Here is a 24,138-nt window from a genome sequence, read left to right on the forward strand (position 1 = left end):
AAGGAATCCTATGCCTGAATTACCTGAGGTGGAAACGGTTCGACGTGGGTTGGAGCGTCTTGTCGTTGGAAAGAAAATCGTGGCTGCAGAGGTGCGCGTGCCCCGCATGGTGTCGCCTGAGCTCGAAGATTTTGTCCTGACAGTGGCTGGCCAAGCCATTCAAGCCATCAGACGGCGGGGCAAATACCTGATTTTTGAGCTGGACGAGTGCCTCATGATTTCCCATTTGCGGATGGAAGGCAAGTATTTGCTCTTTGAGGAAACGGTGCCCGACAACAAGCATTTCCATGCCTTCTTTCAATTAGACTCTGGGGAAACCTTGGTTTATCAAGATGTTCGTAAGTTTGGAACCTTGGAGTTGATAGCTAAATCAGATGAAGATGGTTTCTTTGCTCAGAAAAAACTTGGTCCCGAACCAATCGAGCAAGCTTTTAAGCTGAGACCATTTGAGACAGCTCTGCTATCCTCCCAAAAGAAAATCAAGCCCTATCTTTTGGAACAGAGTCTCGTCGCCGGCCTTGGTAATATCTATGTTGATGAGGTCTTGTGGGCAGCTAAAGTTCATCCGGAACGAATAGCTAGCACCCTTAAGAAAGCGCAAATCAAACGCCTGCACGATGAGACGATACGGATTTTGCAGTTGGGTATTGAAAAGCGGGGGTCTACCATTAGAACCTATCGCAATGCGCTTGGCGAAGACGGGACCATGCAGGATTTTCTCATGGTCTATGGCAAGACTGATCAACCGTGTGCCCGTTGTGGACGCGCCATTCAAAAAATCAAAGTGGGAGGACGGGGCAGTCATTTCTGCCCTAGGTGTCAAAAAGTATGAGACAAATCATTGGGATAACAGGTGGGATTGCCTCTGGCAAATCAGCAGTGACCGCTTATCTGAGAGAGCAAGGCTATGTGGTCATCGATGCAGATGAGGTGGTCCATGAGCTTCAAGCTAAGGGCGGTCGCCTTTATCAGGTCTTGGTCGATTGGCTAGGACAGGATGTCCTAAAAGCCGATGGTGAGCTGAATCGGCCAGTGTTATCAGAAGTCATCTTTGCCAATCCTGACAATAGGGAAAAATCTGCGGCGCTTCAGAATGAGATTATTCGCGAAGAGCTAGCCAAACGTAGGGACGAGGTAGCCCAGACAGAGCGACTGTTCTTCATAGATATTCCGCTCCTCTATGAGCTGCAATTTGACGGGTGGTTTGACGCAGTTTGGCTGGTCTATGTTGATCGGAAGACCCAGTTAGAGCGCCTGATGGCGCGAAACGGCTATACAGCCCTTGAAGCCCAGCAACGACTCGCCTCACAGTTGTCGCTGGATGAGAAGAAAGAAATGGCTGATCTTGTCATTGACAATAATGGCCCTCTTGAAGAAACCTATGCCCAGCTAGAAGCTGCCTTAAAAGAATAGTAGCTTTTCGGGCGGAATTGGTCTGGAATTTGGTATAATGGATAGAGATAATCGGTGTGAAAAAGGAGATTAAAATGGCAAGGATTCAAATAGCTAAGGGAGCAAATCCTGTTGAACTAGAATTAAGTATGCTCAATCGCCACGGCTTGATTGCAGGAGCGACAGGGACCGGAAAGACGGTCACCTTAAAAGTCATTGCAGAACAGTTGAGCCTATCAGGGGTTCCCGTCTTTCTAGCAGACATCAAAGGGGATTTAACCAGCCTAGCTAAGCCAGGTGAAGTGACTGAAAAATTAGCGGGTCGAATTGAAAAGCTAGGCCTTAAAGATAGCTTTGAACCGCAATCTTTTCCTGTACGTCTTTGGGATGTCTTTGGTGAGCAAGGGCACCCTGTCAGGACAACGGTTTCTGAGATGGGTCCTTTGCTCTTGTCCCGCCTTTTGAACCTCAATGAAACCCAGACTGGGGTCATGAATATCGCCTTTAAAATTGCGGATGAAAAGGGCTGGCTGTTGATTGACCTTAAGGATTTAAAAGCCTTATTGCGTGAGCTGGCGGATAATGGCAAGGCCTACACCACAGAGTATGGGAACATTGCCAAGGTCACTGTCGGTGCCATCCAACGTAGTCTTTTAGCCTTGGAGCAAGAAGGTGGGGAGCTTTTCTTTGGCGAGCCAGGTTTAGAACTTGCTGACTTTATGCAGCTGGATGGCAATGGTCAAGGGATTATCAATGTCCTCAGTGCTAATCGATTGTTCCAATCGCCCCTGCTTTATTCTACCTTCCTTTTGTGGATGTTAGCGGAGCTCTATGAAACTCTTCCAGAAGTTGGGGATCTTGATAAACCTAAACTGGTCTTCTTCTTTGACGAAGCCCATCTCCTCTTTAAAGACGCACCTAAAGTCTTTGTGGACAAGGTGGAGCAAATCGTCCGTTTGGTTCGCTCCAAAGGCGTTGGGGTCTTCTTTGTGACGCAAAACCCAATTGACCTGCCAGAGACAATCCTAGCACAGCTTGGGAACCGAGTACAACACGCCCTTCGTGCTTATACGCCTAAGGAGCTCAAGGCGGTCAAAACAGCAGCCGAAACCTTCCGCCAGAATCCTGATATTGATGTGGCGACTGCCATTACGGAATTAGAAGTTGGAGAAGCCTTGATTTCATGTCTTAATGCTGCAGCGCAACCAAGTATCGTTGAGCGGGCGCTGGTCTTTCCACCGATGAGTAGCTTTGACACAGTAGACACTATGACCATCCAGGGCTTGATCAACCAATCACCGATGGAACTCAAGTACCGAGAGCCTGTTGATCGCGAATCTGCCTTTGAACTGCTAGCTGAAAAACTCTTGCAAGAAGAACAGGAAAAAGCGGCCGCAGAAGAAGTGGCGCGTCTGGAAAAAGAGTGGCTTACTGCTGAAAAAGAAGCTGCCAAAGCGCAAAAAGAAGCTGAAAAAGTAGCACGAGCGGCTGCACGAAAACCAAAATCAGCGGTTGAAAAAGCAACAGATAGCTTTATCAATTCAGCTGTAAGGACCATCGGCCGTGAATTGGCCCGCGGTATTCTAGGCAGTCTTCGTGGTAAGCGCTAAGCTTTTTAGCAAAAAGGGTACTGTTTTAAGAGTTATTGAACAAATAGATCTGATACCCCTTGGTTTAAATTTTTGATGAATGATGTTTTAAAAAGTGGAAAAAACGGTTTAATTTTATATCGTTTTTTCTACTTTTTTTAAAAAAAAGACTGACTAGACTCGCTAATAGACCCAGAAAAGGGGATGGAGAAGATTCTTAGCGATTGATGACTTTTAACACTTTACGCTAGGGATTTAGTACCATTGCTATTCGCTTTACAAGTTCTATCTCATTCTCACATAATCTTCAAGTATTTGAGTAGTCAATAACTACTTAATGATTGTTTCGTTTGTGATTTGTATTTCGAACTATCTCCTGAGATAATCCCCTTTCCTTTCCTAGGGATACTAGAAAATAATACGTTGTCAAGTGTTCTTACAATTTTGAAATAGTTTTATATTCCCAACCCTTGCTCCTATTTTTAGTGGGATTTCCTATCTCTTGCTAAACGCAGAGGACGTTTATTTTGATCGTGAAATTGGTGGCAACAATTTGTTTTCTGTGATAATCACGGTTTCTTCAAACAATCTCTCCATTTATTAAGCTCCTATTTTATTAAAAAATTTCTGGTAGCTGCGTTAATAGATAACTTAAATATACTTAAAAAAATTTGATATTGGATTGAAAGGAAATTGAAATTTAAATATCACTAATTAATGGTAATATAAAAAGGAAGGTTAGGTTAGCACTATCAAAAATGGAGAAAGGAAATATGAAGGATGATAAATAAAAAGAAATTCTTATTTTTACACCTGTTAACCTTGTTAGGATTGTTTGGTTTTACATATAATGTTGAGGCCACATCAGAATCCTCAGTTTATTATGAGAAGAGTACAGGATGGCTAGTTCATGTCGAGCTCGAAGATACAGACCTTAACACTACCCCTTCACCAGAAGAACTCGAAGAAATGCAGGCAGAGATGCGCAAGGACCCCAGACAGTATGATCAATTAGCTGCTGCCTTTGACGCCAGTTCCCCCTATAGAAGCAAAGACAATCCTTACAGAACACCTGCAGAGAGGATTGATGGCATGCGCAACCTCTTAATTGAAGATCGTGTGAAATTATTAAGTATTTTAGAAAAATTTGACTATCATTATTATGAAGCAGTTGCTATCTATAATCGGATGAATGATGGTTTACCATATACTAACGAAGATAGCCGACTTTTTAGATATCATTATGACCTTTCTAATGAGTATTCTAGTCAATTTGAACAAGCTAAGAAAGAGGCTTTTGAAGCTTGGAGGAAGATATACCCTTGGACGCATTAATGGTCAAAAAAGAGTGAACACCTAAAAATTGTTTTGCTAATCTTAACCCTTGAACAGGAACTTGAGACACCTTTCGTTTCAAGTTCTTTGTGCTTATTGACTTCAAAAGTATCCGTTTTTTTATAAACCAGCTTATAAGAGATGCCGTGCTTACTGAGCTTCAGTAAGTCACTGCTGAAGAAACTTTCATTTCCTTAGCAATTATTTTATGGTCCTAGTCAGCTGTATCTAGATGAGAATATAGAAAACTAGTGGTTTAAAAGAAATGTTATGCTATAATATACAAAGGATCATTGGGAGGCAGGTAATTCGTTGTGCGCATTAAAATTAATTTAAAATGTAGTGACTGTGGCCAGCTCAACTATCTGACCAGTAAAAATAGCAAAACCCATCCTGAAAAAATCCAAGTGCCTAAATTTTGTCCCAAAGAAAGAAAAGTAACCTTGCATATTGAAAGTAAGTAGCTTTTGTGGTAGAATAGAGAGAATTGATTTTAGAAAGTGACGACTATGTACAACATTTTATTGACAGTTTTCTTAATTTTATCGGTTATTACTGTAATTGCGATTTTTATGCAGCCTACCAAAAACCAGTCATCAAATGTCTTTGATGCGAGTTCAGGGGCGCTCTTTGAGCGGACTAAGGCGCGTGGTTTTGAAGCGGTGATGCAGCGTTTGACGGGGATTTTGATTTTTCTCTGGTTAGCGGTTGCTTTAGCTTTGGCCATTATTTCAAGTCAATAATTCAGAAAAGGGGCCGAACAGGCCTTTTTCTATTGTCGAGACGAAGGTCTAGATGAGAATACCCTTGGTCGTTAGGGTGATTGCCTAGAGAGAGGACACATGAAAACAGAGATTTTAGAACAGTTGAAAGCCCAAGGCCCCATGACTATGGATGCTTTGGCAGATCGTCTTGGCCAAGCAGGTGCCAAGAATTTTATAAATTTGGTGAAGACCGTTTCAGACATGGAATCCCGTCGCCAACTAACCTTTAAAAAGGACGGAACTATTGGCATCAGAGAAAAGAAACCAAGGGCTATGACCTTGAAAGGGCGTTTTTCAGCCCACAAAAATGGCTTTGGCTTTGTCATGTTAGAAGATGGTGTGGAAGAGGTCTTTATCGGCCGTAACGATGTCGGTTATGCCATCGATGGGGATACGGTTGAGGTTGTTGTGACCAAACCAGCAGACCGCCTCAAAGGCACTGTAGCAGAGGCCCGCATTGTCGATGTCTTGGAACATAGCCTAACGACAGCTGTTGGGACGTTGGTCCTTGATGATGAAAAGCCCAAGTATGCTGGGTATATCCGTAGTAAAAACCAGAAAATTTCCCAGCTCATTTATGTCAAGAAGCCTGCAATTATTCTCAAAGGAACTGAGGTGGTCAAGGTTGATATTGTCAAATACCCCTCCCGCCATCACGACTATTTTGTGGCAGAACTTCGGGATATTGTCGGTCATGTCGATGATCCAGGGATCGATGTCCTTGAAGTCTTGGAAAGTATGGACATTGTCTCCGAATTTCCAGAGGAGGTCCTAGCAGAAGCTAATGCCATTCCAGATAAGCCGACAGAGGCTGATTTTGAAGGGCGTTTAGACCTGCGTGATGAGATTATCTTCACCATTGATGGGGCTGATGCTAAGGATTTGGACGATGCCATTCATATCAAGGTCTTGCCAAATGGCAACTTTGAGCTTGGGGTGCATATTGCGGATGTCTCCTACTATGTAACGGAAGGCTCTGCCCTTGATCAGGAAGCTCTCCGTCGTGGGACCTCGGTCTATGTGACCGACCGGGTCGTTCCTATGTTGCCCGAGCGTTTGTCAAACGGCATCTGCTCACTAAATCCCAATGTCGACCGCTTGACCCAGTCAGCCATCATGGAAATTAATGACAAGGGGCGCGTGGTCAACTATCAATTGGCCCAGACTGTGATCAAAACCACTTACCGCATGACATACACTGCGGTCAATGAGATGATTGCAGGTAACCAAGAGACCATTTCAGAGTTTGGCAAGATTGTAGCGTCTGTGGATCACATGGTGACGCTTCACAAGATTTTGGAGACGATGCGTGTCCGCCGGGGTGCCCTCAACTTTGACACTAAGGAAGCCAAAATCCTGGTCAATAATCTTGGGAAGCCGGTTGACATCACGGTTCGTCAGCGCGGAATTGCAGAACGCATGATTGAGTCCTTTATGTTGGTTGCCAATGAAACAGTGGCAGAGCATTTTGATAAAAAAGAACTGCCTTTCATTTACCGGATTCATGAGGAGCCTAAGGCTGAGAAACTCCAGACCTTTATCGACTATGCTTCAACCTTTGGCATTCCAATTCGCGGGACGGCTAGCAGCATTGGTCAGGAAGCCTTACAGGACTTTATGGCTAAGGTTTCAGGCCAGCCCAATAGTGAAGTCCTTTCCATGATGCTTTTGCGCTCCATGCAACAGGCCAGATATGCGGAGAACAACCATGGGCACTACGGGCTTGCTGCGGAATACTATACCCACTTCACCTCACCGATCCGCCGTTACCCTGACCTCATGGTCCACCGTATGATGCGCGATTACGGGACCAAGGCTGTGAGTGAGACTGCGACGCATTTTGAGGCAATCGTTCCTGAAATTGCGAGCCAGTCTAGCCAACTCGAACGCCGTGCCATTGAGGCCGAGCGTGAGGTGGAGTCTATGAAGAAGGCCGAATTCATGCAGGAATTTGTTGGGGAAGAGTTTGATGCCATAGTCTCCAGCGTTGTCAAATTTGGTCTCTTTGTTGAGCTGCCAAACACTGTGGAAGGCTTGATTCACGTGACCAATTTGCCAGAGTTCTTTAACTTTAACGAGCGAACGCTGACCCTTCAAGGGGAAAAATCTGGTGTGGTTTTCCGTGTTGGTCAACCGATCCGGGTCAAATTAACCAAGGCAGATAAACTGACTGGTGAAATAGACTTTGAATGGCTCCCGTCTGATCAAGATGTTGTTGAAAAGCGTCTCAAATCAGGCAATGACCGCAAGGATAGAAAAGGTCGCAGAGGACCTACTAGAGGCAAGGCCCAAGGGCATTCCGGTGCTAGTAAAGATAAGAAAAAAGCCCCTGCTTCTAAAGGCAAGGGCAAGAAACCATTTTACAAAGAAGTAGCGAAAAAAGGAGGCAAACATGGCAAAGGGCGAAGGACAGGTGGTCGCGCAAAATAAGAAAGCGCGCCACGACTACACCATTGTCGATACTGTCGAAGCAGGTATAGTCCTGACAGGGACCGAAATCAAGAGTGTGCGAGCTGCCAGAATCAACCTTAAGGATGGCTTTGCTCAGATTAAAAAAGGCGAGGCCTGGTTGGTTAATGTCCATATCGCACCCTATGAAGAGGGTAATATCTGGAACCAAGAGCCGACCAGAACTCGAAAACTCTTGCTTCGCAAGAAACAAATTGCTCAGTTAGAGGGTGAAGTTAAGGGGACTGGGATGACCTTGGTCCCACTCAAGGTATACCTCAAGGATGGCTATGCCAAGGTCCTGATCGGCCTTGCTAAAGGGAAACACGATTACGACAAGCGTGAATCCATCAAACGCCGTGAGCAAGACCGCGATATCAAACGCCAGATCAAAAACTTTAATGGCAGGTAGGACTCGATCTTTCGAAGATTGGAAATCACAATTCTAGATTGTATTTGGAGAGTATGAATAAACCTAGTTTTTGATGAATAGGATACTGTGTGCCCAATCTTGAAACTTATCTTCAATCTAACTAGACCAGCCTTGAGCTGGTTTTTTTGAGCTATTACTTAGGAAATTCTTTCCTAAAAGGGTATAATGGGAAGACAGAAAAGGAGCTAAGAATGAAGCATGCGTGGGCTGAAATACGCTATAATTGGAAAAAATACCTGATGATTGAACTGTTGATTGTTCTCATGATGTTTATGGTAGTCTTTTTGACGGGGCTAGCTGGAGGATTAGCTGAGCAATCTTCAGGAGCCTTGAAAGAACTGCCAGCAGAAGGGTTTGTTCTGTCAAGCGATGCTAAAAATCTCTTGGCTGATTCTAGCATGAGCCTAGAAGAGGCGGACAATCTCCAGTCAGAATTGAGTGGGCGTGTGACTACCTTTAGCGTAGAGCGCTCAGGTTTAAAAAAAGAGGACAGTGCTGACAAACAAGATGCCGTTTATTTTATCCTAGAAGAAGACAGTTTTCTGATGCCAGAAGTCCTTGAAGGCAATAGCCTCCAAGCAGGAGAGAATCAGGTTCTCTTGAGTGAAGAGTTTACTGAAGCTGGGATTGAGCTGGGGGAAGAATTAATCGACACCAAATCAGATATGACTCTCAAGGTTGTGGGCTTTATAGAGCGTCAGACTTATACCTTTGCTCCGGTAGCTATTATTTCCCAGGACACAGATCGTCAGATGAAACTAACCATTAATCCAGCTGCAGAAGAGAGCTACCAGACTTTAGCACTCGAAGATTCAGACCAGATGATCACGACAGAAGGGTTTCAAGTGTCTTCCAAATCAGACCTGATTGAGCAAGTACCGGGCTATGCGGCGCAGCAGCTAACGGTTAATCTGATATCAGGCGTCCTTCTTTTTGTATCAGCAGCTATTTTAGGGATTTTCTTCTATATATTGACCCTGCAAAAACGGCAACAATTTGGTGTTATGCGGGCTATAGGATTATCCATTCGTGAGATTGTCAGCATCCAATTTGGGCAAGGTTTCTTCTTAGCCATTCTTGGCGTGGGACTTGGAAGCACGCTCGCCTTAGGGACTATGAGTTTTCTTCCGAGCAAAGTGCCCGTTACGATTGATCTAAGCAGTGCTTTGTTAGCAGCAGGTATTTTTGTTGGGATGGCCGTGTTTAGTATTTTGGTCTCTTGCTTACAAATCGTGAAAATAGACCCTGTCAAAATCATCGGTGGAGGTGATGTGTAATGAGCTTGCAATTAAAAGGGATTTCGAAAGCCTATCAGGATGGGCAGGAGAAGAATATCATTTTAGACAAGGCTGACTTGACGGTACAACCAGGTGAATTCGTCGCTATTTTAGGTCCATCAGGAAGTGGTAAGTCGACTTTTCTGTCGATCGCTGGTCTTCTGTTGACCGCAGATAAAGGAGAGACAGTTTTGGACGGTGAACCGGTTCATGGTTTATCAGATAAGGAACGAACGAAACTTCGGCGGGAAAAAATGGGTTTTATTTTTCAGAGCCATCAGCTCATTCCTTATCTCTCCATGGAAGAACAACTACGTTTAGTTGCGACCAAGGAATTAGCCCGTCAAAAAACAGTATTGACAGATCGCATCGATGCTCTTCTTACTGGGTTTGACTTGACAGCACAGCGCCGGTATTTGCCCCAGCAACTCTCTGGCGGTCAAAAACAACGGGTGGCTATTGCCAGAGCACTCATCAATCAACCAAGTGTTCTTTTGGCAGATGAGCCAACAGCTAGCCTGGATGGCAAACGGGGACGTCAGGTGGTTGAGCTGATGAAGCGTGAAGCCAGTCAGAGAGGCACGGCAGTTGTCATGGTGACACATGATGAAAGGATTCTGGATTTGGTTGATACGACCTATGTTCTCAAAGACAAACAATTGCTTTTACAAGCTGAGGTAACAAAATGATTAGAGAAATTGTCAAAGATACGTTTTTCCTGCAACAACCATCTCAAGATGCTAGTAAAGAAGATATATCTATTGGGCAAGATTTGTTGGACACCTTGCTTGCCAATAAAGACAGGTGTGTTGGTCTAGCTGCTAACATGATTGGTCAGCAAAAACGCATCATCGCCGTTAGTTTGGGGTTTGTCGATTTGCTCATGTTTAACCCTGTTATTGTCGAGCAATCAGGACCCTATAAGACGGAGGAATCCTGTCTGTCCTTGGACGGCAGTCGACCGACTAAACGCTATCAGACCATTAAGGTCACCTACCTCGATCAAAACTGGCGTCGGAAATCATTAGTTCTCAAGGATTTTCCTGCCCAAATCTGCCAACACGAGATAGACCATTGCGAGGGGATTGTCATTTAAATGATTTTCAAAAAAGAGCTAACAAAGGCTACGAACGATAACTGACTTTCATTTCTTTTAGAAGGAACCTCTCTCATGATAATAGCCGCTTCCAATCAAATCACGATCGATGGTTTGATTTTTTTTATAGATGCGATAAAAAAAATATATTTGGGAGTTTGTTGGAATCGTGGTAAGATTAGAAAAATAATCTGGAGGAAAAAACGATGATTGAGGTTAAAGGCATAAAAAAAGCATTTGGAGATAAGGTTGTTTTAGATGGGGTTTCCTTAAAAGTGAACCAAGGAGATGTAGTGGTCATTTTAGGACCGTCCGGCTCAGGGAAAACAACTTTTTTACGATGTATTAACCATTTGGAAACGGTTGATGAAGGAGAACTTATCCTATCAGGTAAGGATTATTCTTTAGGGCAATTGAGCCGACAGGATATTTTAGAAATTCGTCGCAAGACCGCCTTTGTGTTCCAGAATTATAGTCTTTTTAACAATAAAACAGCTCTCGAAAATATTTTAGAAGGTCTGGTGATTGCCCGAAAAGTACCAAAAGAAGAAGCTCTCAAAATAGCAGAAACAGCCTTAACCAAGGTTGGATTATGGGACCATAAAGATAAATACCCTCACCAGCTTTCTGGTGGGCAACAACAACGGGTCGGAATCGCACGGGCCATTGCAGTCAAGCCTGAAGTAATTCTTTTTGATGAGCCAACCTCTGCCTTAGATCCAGAGCTGGTTGGTGATGTGTTACAGGTTATGAAAACCTTAGCAGAAGAAGGCATTACGATGATCGTCGTTACCCATGAGATGACTTTTGCCAAGGATGTTGCTAACCACGTTGTCTTTTTTGATGGGGGTAACATTGTGGAGGAGGGGCATCCGTCTGATTTCTTTACCAGTCCAAAAGAAATGCGAACACGCCAATTTTTGGCCCGTATTCTGCCTGATTTTGCTATTGATTATGTTTTATAATATATAGCAATGCTGGATTTTCCTGTTTTTACCTGAGAATACTTAGGTCTATAAATGTGGAAAAAGTTATTTCAGCTATCTGCCTAACTATTAAGAAGTAGGAGGAACTCTATCTAAATGGTAGATGTTCTTCTCTTTTTTTTAGTTTGTGATTGTTTAAACAAGCTATAAGTGTTTTTTATCTGAATGATAGTTTATTTCTAATTAGAAAAATTTTAATTGAGTGATAGCTAAAATATATTATGCAAATACATGGGAGCATGATAAGATAGTTCTCAAAATAAACAGCACATGGTGCAAGGAGGAGCTTATGGTATCAAAACGTGAGTTAGTTGTAAAGGCATTTAACGGTGAAGTGGTAGACCGAGTTCCTGTTGGATTCTGGTTTCACTTTACTGAAAAAGAGGAATGGCTTAATGGATTAGATTCGGAAAATATCTATCAAAAAAATCTACAGGGACATCAGAAATTTATAAAATCAGTAAAACCTGATTTTATAAAACTAATGAGTGATGGTTTCTTTAGGTATCCTAGCCCAGTAATCCGTGAAGGTGTTAAATCTGTAACTGAATTAGAAGCAATCTCTCCCTTACCGGACGACCATCCTTGGTTTGACAAACAGGTTCAGCTTGTTAAAGACATTAAAGCTTCTTTCGATGAAGACATTGTTGCTTTATATAATATTTTTTCTCCAGCAACTCATCTAAAGTGGCAGTTAGCAAATGAGGTTTCAGCAGGAGATGATCAACTTGCTGATTTGTTGTTAGAAAATCCTGATGCGGTTCAAACCGTTTTAACTGTCATTGCTAATGATTTGGCAAAACTTGTAAAGAGGTTATTAAAAGAAGTGCCAATCGATGGTATTTATTTCAGTGTTCAAGGGGTTCAGGATCATCGGATTAATTCAGATGTCTATCCAACCTATATTCAACCTGCAGATTTGATTGTACTTGAAGCTGCAGGTGGTGAAGACGGTCTCAATATTTTACATATTTGTGGTTATGAAGGAGCTAGTAATAATATAGCAGTATATAAGGATTACCCTGCAAAAGTATTTAATTGGGCTGTCAAACCCGAAAATGTATCTCTGAAAAATGGTCGAGAATTGTTTGGTGGAAAGACAGTTCTAGGTGGTTTTGAAAATGAAAAAAATAGCTTGATTTACAAGGGAATCCGTCAGGAGATCGAACAAGAGGCCAAAACGATTCTATCTGAAAACGGTAGGCAAGGCATTATTCTTGGAGCAGATTGTACAATTCCAAGTGATATTGAGGTTGAACGCATTCAGTGGATTCGTGATGCAGCTCGTTAATTTATGTAAGGAGAAAATAAAATGAATAAGAAAAAATGGTACATTGTAGGTGGTGTTATCCTTATAGTAGCTCTAGTAACGGTTTTGGGACGACAACTATCGTCATCTGATGCAAAGGCATCCACTGACGTTGTGACTTTACGAGTTGCCCATACTCAATCTTATGCTCCCTATGATTTCATCAATGACGAGGGAGAATCAGATGGTTATGAAGTTCAAGTTTTAAAAGCAATTGATGAAAAATTAGAAGGATATCAGTTTGAATATACGGGAACTAGCGACGAAGATTTGCTTGTTGGACTAGAATCAGGGAAATATGATATTGGTACAAAAGGGGCTTGGTATACCGAAGAAAGAGCTAAAAAGTTCTTAATTCCTGAGACTGCTATAGGGGCAAGTGTGATTGGTTTCACTATCCGTAAAGAGGATGAATCCAAATTCAAATCAATTGATGATTTTGCTACAGCAGGAGCAAAATTAGTCCCTATTTCACCCCAAAACGCGCAATATAATGTGATTAAAGACTATAATACAGAAAATCCGGATACCCCAATTGAGTTAACAGCGGCTGAATCATTTACAGTAGCAGATGCTTACGCATGGGTACTTGAGGGACGCTATGATGGGTATTTTGATATCAAATTGTCTTACGAAAACGCTGTGATTGCAGAAGATGGTGCTTATCACAAGTATGTTGATCAATTAAGTTATTTCCCTTACCGTGGCATTGAAACTTATCCGTTGATCCATAAAAATGCCCAAAATGAAGCCTTTGTTGAAGCTTATGAACAAGCCATAAAAGAACTTGAAGAAGAGGGTGTATTAGCTGAACTTTCTGAACAGTATTTCAGTGAAAATGTTTTTGACTATGTGACAAAATAGGAGAGGTTAGAATGGTTGAATTTTCACTTGCTCGAGTTGGGGACTTTATTCCTCAACTCCTTCCTTTTATACCAGTAACAGTTGGCCTTATTGCAATAACGTTTTTAATAGGTTCTTTATTAGGAGGCTGTCTGACTTGGATGCAGTTATCAAGAGACAAGGTTTTGGTGAAAATAGCCGAAACTTATATTTTTATGTTAAGATGCACTCCTCCGATTGTCTTACTGTTTCTTGTTTTTTATGGTATTCCAGAATTTTTGAACTGGTGGCTAGGAATAGATATTAACCATTGGCCAAGAAGCATTTTTGTTGTGGTAACATTGGTTCTTCTTTTTTCAGCAATGATGGCGGAGGTGTTTAAATCTGCTTATCTAGCCTTACCGAAAGGTCAGGAAGAAGCTGCCTTGAGTATTGGATTAACCCCGTGGCAAACCTTTTATCGTATCGTTCTTCCTCAAGTTTTTAAATTAGCCTTGCCGAATATGACAAATGCACTTTTAAATTTATTGAAAGATGCAGCTCTAGCCTATACAATTGGGATGGTTGATATTATGGGAGCGGCTAATTTGTTAGTTGGTCGTAATTTGGGGAATTATTCTTTAGAAACTTACACGGCAGTAGCTGTTATCTATTGGGGGATTTCTTTGGTGATTTCTGTTATTTCTCAATGGATGGAACGGTCGTTGGCGCCAAGGACTTAGGAGGTTGTTTTGGACTACATTATTCAAACCTGTTTCAAAACATTAGCTGGAGTTCCGGTCACTTTAGCGATTATGATTGTCTCTTTAGTGATTAGCTTCCTGCCTGCTTTGTTATTAGCTTTAGGGCAAATTTATAACATTAAAGGTGTTAAAACGTTTTCTCTTATATACCTTGCTTTTATAAGGGCTACTCCACCGATAGTCATGATATTATTTTTCTATAGCTTATTTCCGAGTCTTCTAAATAGTATCTTTAAAAATCTAGGTATTACGATCAATGTTTTTGACTTCAATCCAATTATTTACGCTTTTATTATTTTTAGCCTAATGACAACAGGCACTTTATCAGAAATTATTCGATCGGCCCTTTTAGCTATTGATAAGGGACAGTTAGAAGCAGCTCAAAGTATTGGAATGAGTTCAAGTCAAGCCTATAGGAGAATCATCTTCCCACAGGCTTTTAAAGTAGCCTTGCCTAATCTCTGTAATTTGGTTATTAATTTGGTCAAAGGGACATCACTTGTTTTTGTCATGACAATCAAAGATATCACAGCAATTGCGCGTGTTGAAGCTGCCTACGGTTATCAATATTTTGAATCTTATTTTGTCATTTTTATAATCTATATTCTTCTGTGTGGAACGATTCAGCTAGCGTTTAATCACTTGGAAAAACGGTTCACCTTACCTGCATAATAGGATGGGGAGAAAAGTTTTATCTTTTCTCCCCATTTCGTGTGAGAATCTTTGATTTCCACCATCTTTTTTGGTAAGTTAAGGGTAGTATTTAGACGAGGTGGAGAGCTATGTCACTGAAGGCAGCAATTCTGGATAAAGGTCTTGAAGGTCTATTTGTTCAGGCGACAATTGGGATTGAAAAAGAAGGCCAACGAGTAGACCAGGATGGGCAAATCAGCCAAAATTCGCACCCTAAAACGTTTGGTTCCCGTGATTTTCATCCCTATATCCAGACCGATTTTGCGGAGTCGCAGTTAGAGTTGATAACACCAGTCTGTGGAGCATCGACGGATGCTCTAAGGTTTTTGGGGGCTGTTCATGAAGTGACCATACGGCAGCTAGCTGAGGATGAGTACCTTTGGCCCTTGTCGATGCCAGCAAGACTACCAGAATCCAGTGCTATTTTGGAAGCTCAAATGGCAGATGAGGATCGACGGTATCGTGAATATTTGACCGAGAAATATGGCAAGTACAAGCAAATGGTCTCTGGGATTCATTATAACTTTGGTCTGAGTTCGGCATTTTTACAGGCATTAGCTGATGACAATTGCTCTCTTGCGGAGACACGTAATCTGGTTTACATGAAGCTAGCTCGGCAATTCTTGCGCTACCAATGGCTGCTGATTTATTTATTTGGAGCCTCTCCGCTTGCTCCAGATCGCTACTTTGAAGGCGGAGAGACATTGGACGCTCCAGCAAGATCCATTCGTTCCAGTTGTTTAGGCTACGTCAACGAGCCTCACGTTCAGGTGTCTTTTGATAGTCTTGATCAGTACATTAAGGACCTGAGACATTTGGTTGATACAGGAGACCTGATTGCTGAGAAAGAGCTGTATGAAACCGTACGCTTTAGAGGAGCCAAATCCGTTAAAGACCTACCGGAAAAAGGTATTGAGTACTTGGAGTTTCGCCTGTTTGACCTCAATCCCTTTGCGCCATATGGGATGACGCCTGAAGATGCTAGATTTGTTCACCTATTTTTGATGGGACTTCTTTGGATGGAGGAAACCTCAGATTATCGTGCTGGTTTTCCTCTTAGAGAAACGACAGCCCTAGCCCATCCCTTGACACCTGCTACAGATATGGCTGAAGCCCAACATGTTTTTGATAGCTTGTTGGCAATGGCAGAGCAGCTAAGTCTTCCTATCAGCGACCGAGACCTTTTAATAGACAAACGTAGCCAGATCAGCCAGCCCGAGAAAACGGTGGGAGGTCAACTCTGGCAGACCTATGAAGCATCAGGCAGTATGCTTGAAGTGGGCCTCAACTTGGCTAGGTCTTATAAAAAAGCTGTCATGGAGAAACCCTTTGGGCTTCAAGCCTTCTCTGAGATGGAATTGTCGACCCAAGCTTTCTTAGCAGATGCGATTCAGTATGGGATTGCGGTTGAAATCCTTGATGAGCGCGATCAATTTGTCAAGTTGACCTTTGCAGACCATATCGAATATGTCAAAAATGGCAACATGACCAGTCAGGATAGTTACATTTCGCCACTGATTATGGAAAATAAGGTTGTGACTAAAAAAGTCCTCGCGCAGGCAGGCTTTCAAGTCCCTGAAAGTATACAGGTGACCAGCCTTGAAGAGGCTGAGCAAGTGTTCTCACTGGTCTCCTCAAAACCCATTGTCATTAAACCTAAATCAACCAATTATGGGTTGGGCATCAGTATTTTTGAAAATGGGTTAACAGATAAGGCCGACTTTTTAAAAGCTATTGAACTCGCTTTAAAAGAGGACAAAGAAGTCATGGTGGAAGATTTCATCTCAGGAACGGAGTACCGCTTTTTTGTGCTTGGCGATGAGACCAAGGCTGTCCTTCTGCGCGTGCCAGCCAATGTCATAGGAGACGGTGTCTCTACGGTCAAGGAATTAGTTGCTGTGAAAAACAGTAATGTTTTAAGGGGTGATGGCAAATCGACTCCGCTCAAAAAAATTGAGTTGGGAGAGTTGGAGCAACTTCAGCTCAAGGCTCAAGGTTATACTGTAGATAGCGTTATTTCAGAAGGCGAGACGGTCTATCTGAGGGCTAATTCTAACATCAGCACAGGTGGTGACTCCATCGACATGACCGATGAGGTCCATCCCTCTTATAAGACGATTGCGGTTGCGATTGCCAAGGCCATGCAGGCGAAGGTCTGCGGTGTGGATTTAATTATCCCTGATATTAAGCTGCCAGCAGATAGCAGCCCAACGAGTTATGGGATTATTGAGGCTAATTTTAACCCCATGATGATGATGCATATCTTCCCAGCAGTAGGCACTTCTCGTCGCTTAACAACCGATGTTCTGAAAATGCTTTACCCAGAGTACCCCTGGCCTTCTTAATAGAGGGTGGGAGATAGAAGGTTACATAATGAAAGACAATTCTTTCTGGTCTCTTATGTTTGACAGAATCTTGGAAAAAGTTATCACCTCTTATGTCACCTTTCTTTCAAAGTCGGAGTTGATCTGAATTAGAGTGGAAAATATAAGCAAAGTAGTTATTCAGCTTTATCAAGCTTTTTGACGTATACAATGAATCAGAGCTGGACTTCTTGTCCGGCTTTTTTAGTGAAGTGAAATAGAAGCCCTTAACCTGTAGATTATTGTTAAAAATACAGTAGTTACATTTTTTTGAGGTTTACCTTAGATTGTGAGTTACTTTTTACGGTGAAACGAATATAGTCTGTAGCCACTTGTTTAGATGAAATGATTATTTTAGGTCTTTAACCATTAATGCTAGCAATCATTTAAATTTTTTAAAACAAAAGAAACAGTCTTTTTTAATCAGAGTTTTAGTTGCGACCATAATCGGAATTGTCATCGGGCTAGTTTTTAAGGGGTCCACAGAATATTTGGCAGCCATTGGGCAAATCTATATCAACTCATTGAAAGCCATTGTGGTGCCATTGTTATTCTTTTCGATTATCCACACAGTCACTTCATTAGAAGATTTTAAAACCTTGCGGTCTATTGGAGCCAAATCGATTGGTATTTTATCATTACATAATGTTCTCGGTGCAGTAATCGGTATTCTTATAGCAATGCTATTGGGTTTAGGTGTCAATTCTAATTTTGTCATCAGTCAAGGGACAGAGGCAGCGGAAGTACCAACAGTCTTGGAAACTTTAGTTAACTTTTTTCCTTCAAACATTGTAGAACATGCTGGGAATAACACAGTTATACCCATTGTTATCTTTTCAGTGCTCATCGGCTTAGCGTGTTTAACTTATAAGGAAAAAGAAACGATTAAGCCTTTTACGAATTTTATTTCCGCCGGTAGTCAAGTTATGTTTAAACTGGTTAGCCTTATCACACAGTTCACACCTTATGCCGTTTTAGCGTTATTGTCTCAGAAAGTCGGAGCGATTGATCTTTCAGAAGCAGGGGCTATTGTATTGGTTTTGATTTCTGTATTTTTAGCTTGCTTTTTCCATGCTTTTATCACAACTCCTGGATTGCTATGGACGTTTGCTCGCATCAATCCTGTGCACTTTATAAAAAAATTCTTTTCTGTCTTTATGACTGCTTTTACCACCCAATCATCTGTTGGTAGTCTTTCTTCAAATATTGAAGCGCAACGCAAGATGGGCGTTCCAGAAAGCATTGCGTCCTTTTCTGGGGCTTTATCAACGGTCTTTGGGATGCCAGGTTGCGCAGCTATCTGGCCTGTCACCCTAGCAGTCTTTACCGTAAATGCTCTCGGTTATGACGTTGGTTTGACGTTCTACCTGCAAGCCATCTTAGTCGCTTGGCTGGTCTCTATTGGTACAGTAGGCGTACCTGGTATTGCGACAGTAGTAGCAACAACGTTCTTTTTAGCGATGAACTTACCTGCTGAAATGGTTATCATGATGACACCTATCTCAGCCATTGCTGATATGGCAAGAACCGCGGCAAATGTTCAGGCTGGTGGTTCAACAGGTATCATCGTCGCGGCATTAGAAGGTGAACTCGACAAAACAGCCTACCAATCAATAGAGGAACAAGACCTCACCAATGCTATTAAGGCGGGGTAGTTTATAATGTTAATAAAAAAGGGAGTGGGGCAACTATCGGTAACCTAATAGGTTCGATTTCCTCCTCCCTTTTTCATTTTTTTGGTTCAGGCTGAGAAGGTCTATCCCCAGACCTTCTCACTCCCACCTCCGCACAGTTGATTAAGAAGGTCTCTAATGATTGCATAGTAAGGGTTTAGGGCTCTCCCAATCAGTAAGTAGCTCATTGGTGCTAAAGCACCTAATGACCTGTACAGGTGTAACACTAAAACGGGCAAAGCCAGTGAGTGTTACTCCCAACCACTGCGTATTGTTTAAGTCATGATAAATGATTAGAAGGCTAGGACTTTTGTCCCAGCTTTTTTCTAATAATCAACTGAATGCTTAATCAGCGGACATTGTGCTTACTCAATTTTGTAAATTCATTGACAAGGTTTTTGATATCCTGTGACTCAGAACTAAGTGTATATATTATAGACCAACTTTATAGATGGTTTTTACATGAACAAGTCAATAGACTCATAACCCTTAAAAATTTTTTAGAAAAACTCTTTACAAAGATAAAAATTCATGATATACTGGAAACGTTTCCAGATAGATAAAAATAGAAATGCTTTAGAAAGGAGGATATCATGGCAACTATGAAAGATGTTGCTCACTTAGCAGGAGTGGGAGTTGGTACGGTGTCAAGAGTGATTAACAATGGCCAAGTTAAAGCAACGACTCGCCAAAAAGTTGAAGAAGCCATTGCACAGCTTAACTATGAACCTGATAACTATGCCCGTGGGCTGAAACTTCAAAAAACCTTTATGGTCGCCCTTATCCTACCAACTGTTTGGCATCCTTTCTATGGTGAATTTGCCTATCATGTGGAAAACGAATTGGCTAAACGTGGCTATAAATGTATGATTTGTAATTCTGATGGACGAGCGGATCGAGAGTTAGAATACATCAAAATGATGCAACAAAATAAGGTCGATGGGATCATAGCCTTGACCTATAGTGATATCGATCCATATGTGACCTCTTCCTTACCTTTCGTCAGTGTTGACCGGCATTTTTCAAATGAAGCGATCTCAGTTTCAGCAGATAACATGGATGCTGGTAGGCTTGCTGCTGAAACCTTGATGTCAAAAGGGTGTGATGTCCTGGCTTACATAGGAGGCCAACCGAGATTTCCGACTGAAATTGGCAAGCGTCAAATAGGATTTACAGATGCTTGTAATAGCTACCAAAAAGAAAATTATTATCTCTTAGTCCCGGAACCCTTTGTCGATTTAGAAGGACAATTGGAAACGTTCTTCCGACAGCATCCAGATATAACTGGCATATTTACCATTAATGATTTTATGGCTTTGGATGTGATTGCGGTCCTTAACCAAATGGGTAAAAAAGTGCCAGAGGATGTCCAAATAATTGGATGTGATGGAATCCGAATGGCTTCTGATCGTCCACTCGTAGTTTCTACGATTCGGCAACCCATAGAAGAAATGGCCTTAACCTCTGTCAACGCCCTCATTTCATTAATGAACAAAGAGGAAGTGAACCGGTACAATGTCCTTCCAATATCTTATTTAGAAGGAAGTACAACCAAAAAAGTAGTTTAATTACCTAAAACCAACTCTAGTTATCCTAAAGATGGTTTTAGTCAAAAATCTCATAGCGATTTGCTTTGAGGTTTAATCTTAGCAGAAACTGGAAACGTTTCTAAAATGTGCAAAGGAGAAAAATATGGCTACGTCAATAGCTAAAACGTCACTCTGGTCTAAGATAAGCAAGTACAAAATGCTCTATCTCATGCTGATTCCAGGACTTTTAATGACAATCATTTTCAAATACGTTCCGATGTATGGTGTTTTGATCGCATTTAAGGATTATAACCCATTGAGAGGTATTTTAGGAAGTGAGTGGGTAGGGTTTGAAGAGTTCCGCAAATTCTTATCAGCACCCAATCTTGGCATTTTATTAGGAAATACACTGAAACTTTCAATTTATGGACTTTTGTGGGGATTCTTCCCACCGATTATCTTATCCATTATGTTAAACCAATTGATGAGTGACCGTGTGAAGAAGAAACTACAGCTTATCTTGTATGCTCCTAACTTTATTTCACTAGTTGTCATCGTTGGTATGGTCTTTCTATTCTTCTCAATTGAAGGACCAGTAAACAGTTTCCTAGGATTATTTGGCATTAAAGCTAATTTCTTGACCAACCCAGATTATTTTAGATCCTTATACATTGCCAGTGGTATTTGGCAAGGCATGGGATGGGCGTCGACCTTATATACCGCAACCCTTGTCAATGTTGACCCAGCTTTGATTGAAGCCTCTAAACTTGATGGCGCGAATATTCTTCAAAGGATTCGCCATATTGACTTACCAGCGCTCAAACCTGTAATGGTCATCCAGTTTATCTTGGCTGCTGGTAATATCATGAGTGTAGGCTATGAAAAAGCATTTCTAATGCAAACATCCCTTAACTTAACAGCTTCAGAAATCATCTCAACCTATGTCTATAAGCAAGGTTTGGTTTCTGGGAATTACTCTTACTCTACTGCAGTTGGGCTATTCAATACTATCATTAATGTCATTCTTTTAATCATAGTAAATAAGATTGTCCAAAGGATTAATAATGGTGAAGGGTTATAAGGAGGACATATGAACGCACATCTTCAAACAGATTTCGATAGACGTATTTTGTGGATTAATAGAATCCTACTAGGTTTAATTGTTTTAATGACATTCGTTCCGCTCGTGTATATCTTATTGGCTTCATTTATCGAGCCATCGGCTCTATTATCAAAAGGCATTAGCCTTAACCCAGATGACTGGACAGTTGAAGGGTATAAACGTGTTTTTTCGGATTCTTCTATCCTAAGAGGCTTTCTCAATTCATTCCTCTACTCTACGGTTTACGCTTTGATTACGGTTGCTTTGTCCATGTTAACAGCTTATCCCTTGTCAAAGAAAGATCTTCCAGGACGTCAATGGATTAACGGGTTCTTAATCTTCACCATGTTTTTTGGTGGTGGATTAGTTCCGACCTATCTCTTAGTTAAGAATCTTGGCATGCTAAATTCCATCTGGGCTATTGTTTTACCAGGAGCCATCAATGTCTGGAATATCATTCTAGCGAGAACCTATTTCCAAGGCCTTCCTGAAGAACTCGTTGAATCGGCGAAACTGGACGGAGCTAATGATTTTCAAATTTTCTTGAAAATCATGCTACCATTAGCCAAGCCGATTATGTTTGTCCTCTTTCTTTATGCCTTTGTTGGCCAGTGGAACTCCTACTTTGATGCAATGATCTATCTCAAAGATCCAAATTTGGAACCATTACAATTAGTTCTCAGAAAGATTTTGATTCAAAATACACCAGAACAAAATATGGTTGGTGGTCAAGCTGCTATGGCTGAAATGAAGCGAATTGCAGAAATGATTAAGTATGCGACAATCGTTATCTCCAGTGCACCGCTCCTGATCATGTACCCATTCTTCCAGAAATACTTTGATAAAGGTGTTATGGTTGGATCCCTCAAAGGATAAAGCTTCGATAGGACATAGTCCAAGTTATTTACTTCATTTAATAAATTAAAAAATATTTAGGAGGTTTTCAAATGAAAACATGGAAAAAACTTGCCGGATTTGGTTTAACAACCCTCTCTGCAATCACTCTTGCTGCATGTGGTAACTCTGGTGGTGGAGCATCATCACCAGACTACGAACTCAGTAATGTCACCTTCCCATTGGAAGAACAGGTCAGCTTAAAAATCACGACAGGGAGTTCAACATTAGCCCCACAAGATCCTAATGATAAGCTGATTTATAAGCGTTTGGAAGAAAAAACAAACCTCCATATCGACTGGACAAACTATACTAGCGACTATGCTGAAAAACGTAACCTAGACATTTCTTCAGGCGATCTTCCTGATGTGTTTTGGAATGCAGGAGCCTCAGATGTTGAATTGATTAATTGGGCAGACGACGGCGTTATTATTCCAATCGAAGACCTAATTGAAGAGTATATGCCAAACCTTAAAAAAGTTTTGGATGATAATCCGGAATACAAGGCGATGCTGACAGCGCCAGATGGACATATTTACTCACTTCCATGGATCGAGGAGCTTGGTTCCGATAAAGAGTCCATCCATAGTGTGAATGACATGGCTTGGATCAACACCGAATGGCTTGATAAGCTAGGCCTTGAAATGCCTCAGACGACGGATGAGCTCATCACTGTTCTAAAAGCATTTAAAGAAAAAGATCCTAACGGAAATGGTCAGGCTGATGAAATTCCAATGTCTTTCATTAACAATGGAGGTAATGAAGATTTCAAATTGCTCTTTGGTGCATTTGGTATCGGTGATAATGATGACCATATTGTTGTAGGAAATGATGGTGTGGTAGACTTTACGGCGGATAACGAAGACTATAAAGAAGGTGTTGCCTTCATGCGCCAGCTGCAGGAAGAAGGCTTGCTCGACCCTGAAGCATTCGAGCAGGATTGGAATACCTACATTGCTAAAGGTAATGAACAGCGATACGGTGTTTATTTCACTTGGGACTCTAACAACGTTTCAGGAAGTGAGAACTACGATGTCCTACCTGTCTTAGAAGGACCGGATGGTCAAAAGAATGTGACTCGTACCAATAATATTGGTTTCTCACGCGATCGTATCATCATCACCAGTGCCAATAAAAACTTGGAATTGACAGCTCGTTGGTTGGATCTTATGTATGAGCCACTTCAATCTGTTCAAAACAACTGGGGAACCTATGGTGATGAAGAACAACAAAATATCTTTGAATTTGATGAAGCAAACAACATGCTTAAACACTTGCCATTAGAAGGTACAGCTCCAAGTGAACTTCGTCAAAAAACAGAAGTTGGCGGAGGTCTTGCTATCCTCGATGAATACTATGGCACCGTAACAACAATGCCAGATGACGCTAAATGGCGTTTGGATCTGTTAGAAGAAAATTATGTCCCTTATATGTCTAATGATAATATCTATCCAAGAGTCTTTATGGATCCAGAGGATTTGGAAAAAATTGATCTGATTTCTGCCGACCTGATGGATTATGTTAACCGTAAACGGTCTGAATGGATTGTTAACGGTGGTGTCGAAGAAGAATGGGATACATACATCCAAGAGTTAGAACGCTTCAAACTTTCTGAATTTGTAGCGATTAAGCAGAAGTATTATGACTCTTATAATACTGAAAAATAGGA

The 24,138-nt window shown here is 41.6% G+C and carries 22 protein-coding genes; all 22 read left to right on the forward strand.

Annotated elements, in window-relative coordinates:
• Nucleotides 1-10: 10 nt before the first annotated feature.
• The 22 genes from mutM (at nt 11) to ACVRYP_RS04305 (ending at nt 24,136) form a co-directional block, all read left to right on the forward strand.
• Complete coding sequence (gene mutM / locus ACVRYP_RS04200; protein ID WP_447467508.1) at nt 11-832, forward strand: DNA-formamidopyrimidine glycosylase; 822 nt, start codon at nt 11-13, stop codon at nt 830-832.
• On the forward strand, nt 829-1,413 hold the full coding sequence (gene coaE / locus ACVRYP_RS04205) for a dephospho-CoA kinase (RefSeq protein ID WP_447467509.1): 585 nt from the start codon (nt 829-831) through the stop codon (nt 1,411-1,413). The genes mutM and coaE overlap by 4 nt, the downstream gene beginning before the upstream one ends.
• A gap of 74 nt (nt 1,414-1,487) precedes the next feature.
• Nucleotides 1,488-3,002, forward strand: a complete 1,515-nt coding sequence (locus ACVRYP_RS04210) for a helicase HerA-like domain-containing protein (RefSeq protein ID WP_447467510.1) — start codon at nt 1,488-1,490, stop codon at nt 3,000-3,002.
• A gap of 759 nt (nt 3,003-3,761) precedes the next feature.
• Nucleotides 3,762-4,316 carry a hypothetical protein gene (locus tag ACVRYP_RS04215; RefSeq protein ID WP_447467511.1) on the forward strand — a complete coding sequence of 185 codons (555 nt, stop codon included), beginning with the start codon at nt 3,762-3,764 and terminating at the stop codon, nt 4,314-4,316.
• Nucleotides 4,317-4,630: 314 nt separating this feature from the next.
• Nucleotides 4,631-4,780 (forward strand): 50S ribosomal protein L33, encoded by a 150-nt coding sequence (gene rpmG / locus ACVRYP_RS04220; RefSeq protein ID WP_447467512.1) that lies wholly within the window; start codon nt 4,631-4,633, stop codon nt 4,778-4,780.
• Nucleotides 4,781-4,825: 45 nt separating this feature from the next.
• Nucleotides 4,826-5,059: a preprotein translocase subunit SecG gene (gene secG, locus ACVRYP_RS04225; protein WP_447467513.1), complete on the forward strand. Its 234-nt coding sequence runs from the start codon at nt 4,826-4,828 to the stop codon at nt 5,057-5,059.
• 99 nt (nt 5,060-5,158) lie between these two features.
• The gene (rnr, locus tag ACVRYP_RS04230; protein ID WP_447467514.1) at nt 5,159-7,510 is read left to right on the forward strand and encodes a ribonuclease R; all 2,352 of its coding nucleotides are present in this window, start codon (nt 5,159-5,161) and stop codon (nt 7,508-7,510) included.
• Entirely contained in the window at nt 7,473-7,940 is a 468-nt protein-coding gene (gene smpB, locus ACVRYP_RS04235; protein ID WP_447467515.1) for an SsrA-binding protein SmpB, read from the forward strand. Before rnr ends, smpB begins: the two co-directional genes overlap by 38 nt.
• Nucleotides 7,941-8,152: 212 nt before the next feature.
• The gene (locus ACVRYP_RS04240; protein ID WP_447467516.1) at nt 8,153-9,238 is read left to right on the forward strand and encodes an ABC transporter permease; all 1,086 of its coding nucleotides are present in this window, start codon (nt 8,153-8,155) and stop codon (nt 9,236-9,238) included.
• Complete coding sequence (locus ACVRYP_RS04245; RefSeq protein WP_447467517.1) at nt 9,238-9,927, forward strand: ABC transporter ATP-binding protein; 690 nt, start codon at nt 9,238-9,240, stop codon at nt 9,925-9,927. Before ACVRYP_RS04240 ends, ACVRYP_RS04245 begins: the two co-directional genes overlap by 1 nt.
• Nucleotides 9,924-10,334, forward strand: a complete 411-nt coding sequence (locus tag ACVRYP_RS04250) for a peptide deformylase (RefSeq protein ID WP_447467518.1) — start codon at nt 9,924-9,926, stop codon at nt 10,332-10,334. Before ACVRYP_RS04245 ends, ACVRYP_RS04250 begins: the two co-directional genes overlap by 4 nt.
• Nucleotides 10,335-10,540: 206 nt before the next feature.
• On the forward strand, nt 10,541-11,299 hold the full coding sequence (locus tag ACVRYP_RS04255; RefSeq protein ID WP_447467519.1) for an amino acid ABC transporter ATP-binding protein: 759 nt from the start codon (nt 10,541-10,543) through the stop codon (nt 11,297-11,299).
• A gap of 310 nt (nt 11,300-11,609) precedes the next feature.
• On the forward strand, nt 11,610-12,611 hold the full coding sequence (locus ACVRYP_RS04260; protein WP_447467520.1) for a uroporphyrinogen decarboxylase family protein: 1,002 nt from the start codon (nt 11,610-11,612) through the stop codon (nt 12,609-12,611).
• A gap of 21 nt (nt 12,612-12,632) precedes the next feature.
• Entirely contained in the window at nt 12,633-13,493 is an 861-nt protein-coding gene (locus ACVRYP_RS04265; RefSeq protein ID WP_447467521.1) for a transporter substrate-binding domain-containing protein, read from the forward strand.
• Nucleotides 13,494-13,504: 11 nt separating this feature from the next.
• Nucleotides 13,505-14,194 (forward strand): amino acid ABC transporter permease, encoded by a 690-nt coding sequence (locus ACVRYP_RS04270; protein WP_447467522.1) that lies wholly within the window; start codon nt 13,505-13,507, stop codon nt 14,192-14,194.
• 9 nt (nt 14,195-14,203) lie between these two features.
• Nucleotides 14,204-14,887, forward strand: a complete 684-nt coding sequence (locus tag ACVRYP_RS04275) for an amino acid ABC transporter permease (RefSeq protein ID WP_447467523.1) — start codon at nt 14,204-14,206, stop codon at nt 14,885-14,887.
• 110 nt (nt 14,888-14,997) lie between these two features.
• Nucleotides 14,998-17,253, forward strand: a complete 2,256-nt coding sequence (gshAB, locus tag ACVRYP_RS04280; RefSeq protein ID WP_447467524.1) for a bifunctional glutamate--cysteine ligase GshA/glutathione synthetase GshB — start codon at nt 14,998-15,000, stop codon at nt 17,251-17,253.
• A gap of 386 nt (nt 17,254-17,639) precedes the next feature.
• Nucleotides 17,640-18,926, forward strand: a complete 1,287-nt coding sequence (locus ACVRYP_RS04285) for a dicarboxylate/amino acid:cation symporter (protein WP_447467605.1) — start codon at nt 17,640-17,642, stop codon at nt 18,924-18,926.
• A gap of 608 nt (nt 18,927-19,534) precedes the next feature.
• Nucleotides 19,535-20,512, forward strand: coding sequence for a LacI family DNA-binding transcriptional regulator (locus tag ACVRYP_RS04290; RefSeq protein WP_447467606.1), 978 nt, complete (start codon nt 19,535-19,537; stop codon nt 20,510-20,512).
• A 124-nt stretch (nt 20,513-20,636) separates the two neighbouring features.
• Nucleotides 20,637-21,554, forward strand: a complete 918-nt coding sequence (locus ACVRYP_RS04295) for an ABC transporter permease (protein WP_447467525.1) — start codon at nt 20,637-20,639, stop codon at nt 21,552-21,554.
• A 9-nt stretch (nt 21,555-21,563) separates the two neighbouring features.
• Nucleotides 21,564-22,451: a carbohydrate ABC transporter permease gene (locus ACVRYP_RS04300; protein WP_307121098.1), complete on the forward strand. Its 888-nt coding sequence runs from the start codon at nt 21,564-21,566 to the stop codon at nt 22,449-22,451.
• 71 nt (nt 22,452-22,522) lie between these two features.
• A complete protein-coding gene (locus ACVRYP_RS04305) occupies nt 22,523-24,136 on the forward strand; it encodes an ABC transporter substrate-binding protein (protein WP_447467526.1) in 1,614 nt (537 codons plus the stop codon).
• Nucleotides 24,137-24,138 lie beyond the last annotated feature (2 nt).

It is taken from the genome of Streptococcus rifensis (assembly GCF_053203525.1).

Excerpts from the sequence above, each read along its gene's own strand:
- mutM (WP_447467508.1), top strand. The coding sequence starts at position 11 with ATGCCTGAATTACCTGAGGTGGAAACGGTTCGACGTGGGTTGGAGCGT.
- coaE (WP_447467509.1), top strand. The coding sequence starts at position 829 with ATGAGACAAATCATTGGGATAACAGGTGGGATTGCCTCTGGCAAATCA.
- ACVRYP_RS04210 (WP_447467510.1), top strand. The coding sequence starts at position 1,488 with ATGGCAAGGATTCAAATAGCTAAGGGAGCAAATCCTGTTGAACTAGAA.
- ACVRYP_RS04215 (WP_447467511.1), top strand. The coding sequence starts at position 3,762 with ATGATAAATAAAAAGAAATTCTTATTTTTACACCTGTTAACCTTGTTA.
- secG (WP_447467513.1), top strand. The coding sequence starts at position 4,826 with ATGTACAACATTTTATTGACAGTTTTCTTAATTTTATCGGTTATTACT.
- rnr (WP_447467514.1), top strand. The coding sequence starts at position 5,159 with ATGAAAACAGAGATTTTAGAACAGTTGAAAGCCCAAGGCCCCATGACT.
- smpB (WP_447467515.1), top strand. The coding sequence starts at position 7,473 with ATGGCAAAGGGCGAAGGACAGGTGGTCGCGCAAAATAAGAAAGCGCGC.
- ACVRYP_RS04240 (WP_447467516.1), top strand. The coding sequence starts at position 8,153 with ATGAAGCATGCGTGGGCTGAAATACGCTATAATTGGAAAAAATACCTG.
- ACVRYP_RS04245 (WP_447467517.1), top strand. The coding sequence starts at position 9,238 with ATGAGCTTGCAATTAAAAGGGATTTCGAAAGCCTATCAGGATGGGCAG.
- ACVRYP_RS04250 (WP_447467518.1), top strand. The coding sequence starts at position 9,924 with ATGATTAGAGAAATTGTCAAAGATACGTTTTTCCTGCAACAACCATCT.
- ACVRYP_RS04255 (WP_447467519.1), top strand. The coding sequence starts at position 10,541 with ATGATTGAGGTTAAAGGCATAAAAAAAGCATTTGGAGATAAGGTTGTT.
- ACVRYP_RS04260 (WP_447467520.1), top strand. The coding sequence starts at position 11,610 with ATGGTATCAAAACGTGAGTTAGTTGTAAAGGCATTTAACGGTGAAGTG.
- ACVRYP_RS04265 (WP_447467521.1), top strand. The coding sequence starts at position 12,633 with ATGAATAAGAAAAAATGGTACATTGTAGGTGGTGTTATCCTTATAGTA.
- ACVRYP_RS04270 (WP_447467522.1), top strand. The coding sequence starts at position 13,505 with ATGGTTGAATTTTCACTTGCTCGAGTTGGGGACTTTATTCCTCAACTC.
- gshAB (WP_447467524.1), top strand. The coding sequence starts at position 14,998 with ATGTCACTGAAGGCAGCAATTCTGGATAAAGGTCTTGAAGGTCTATTT.
- ACVRYP_RS04295 (WP_447467525.1), top strand. The coding sequence starts at position 20,637 with ATGGCTACGTCAATAGCTAAAACGTCACTCTGGTCTAAGATAAGCAAG.
- ACVRYP_RS04300 (WP_307121098.1), top strand. The coding sequence starts at position 21,564 with ATGAACGCACATCTTCAAACAGATTTCGATAGACGTATTTTGTGGATT.
- ACVRYP_RS04305 (WP_447467526.1), top strand. The coding sequence starts at position 22,523 with ATGAAAACATGGAAAAAACTTGCCGGATTTGGTTTAACAACCCTCTCT.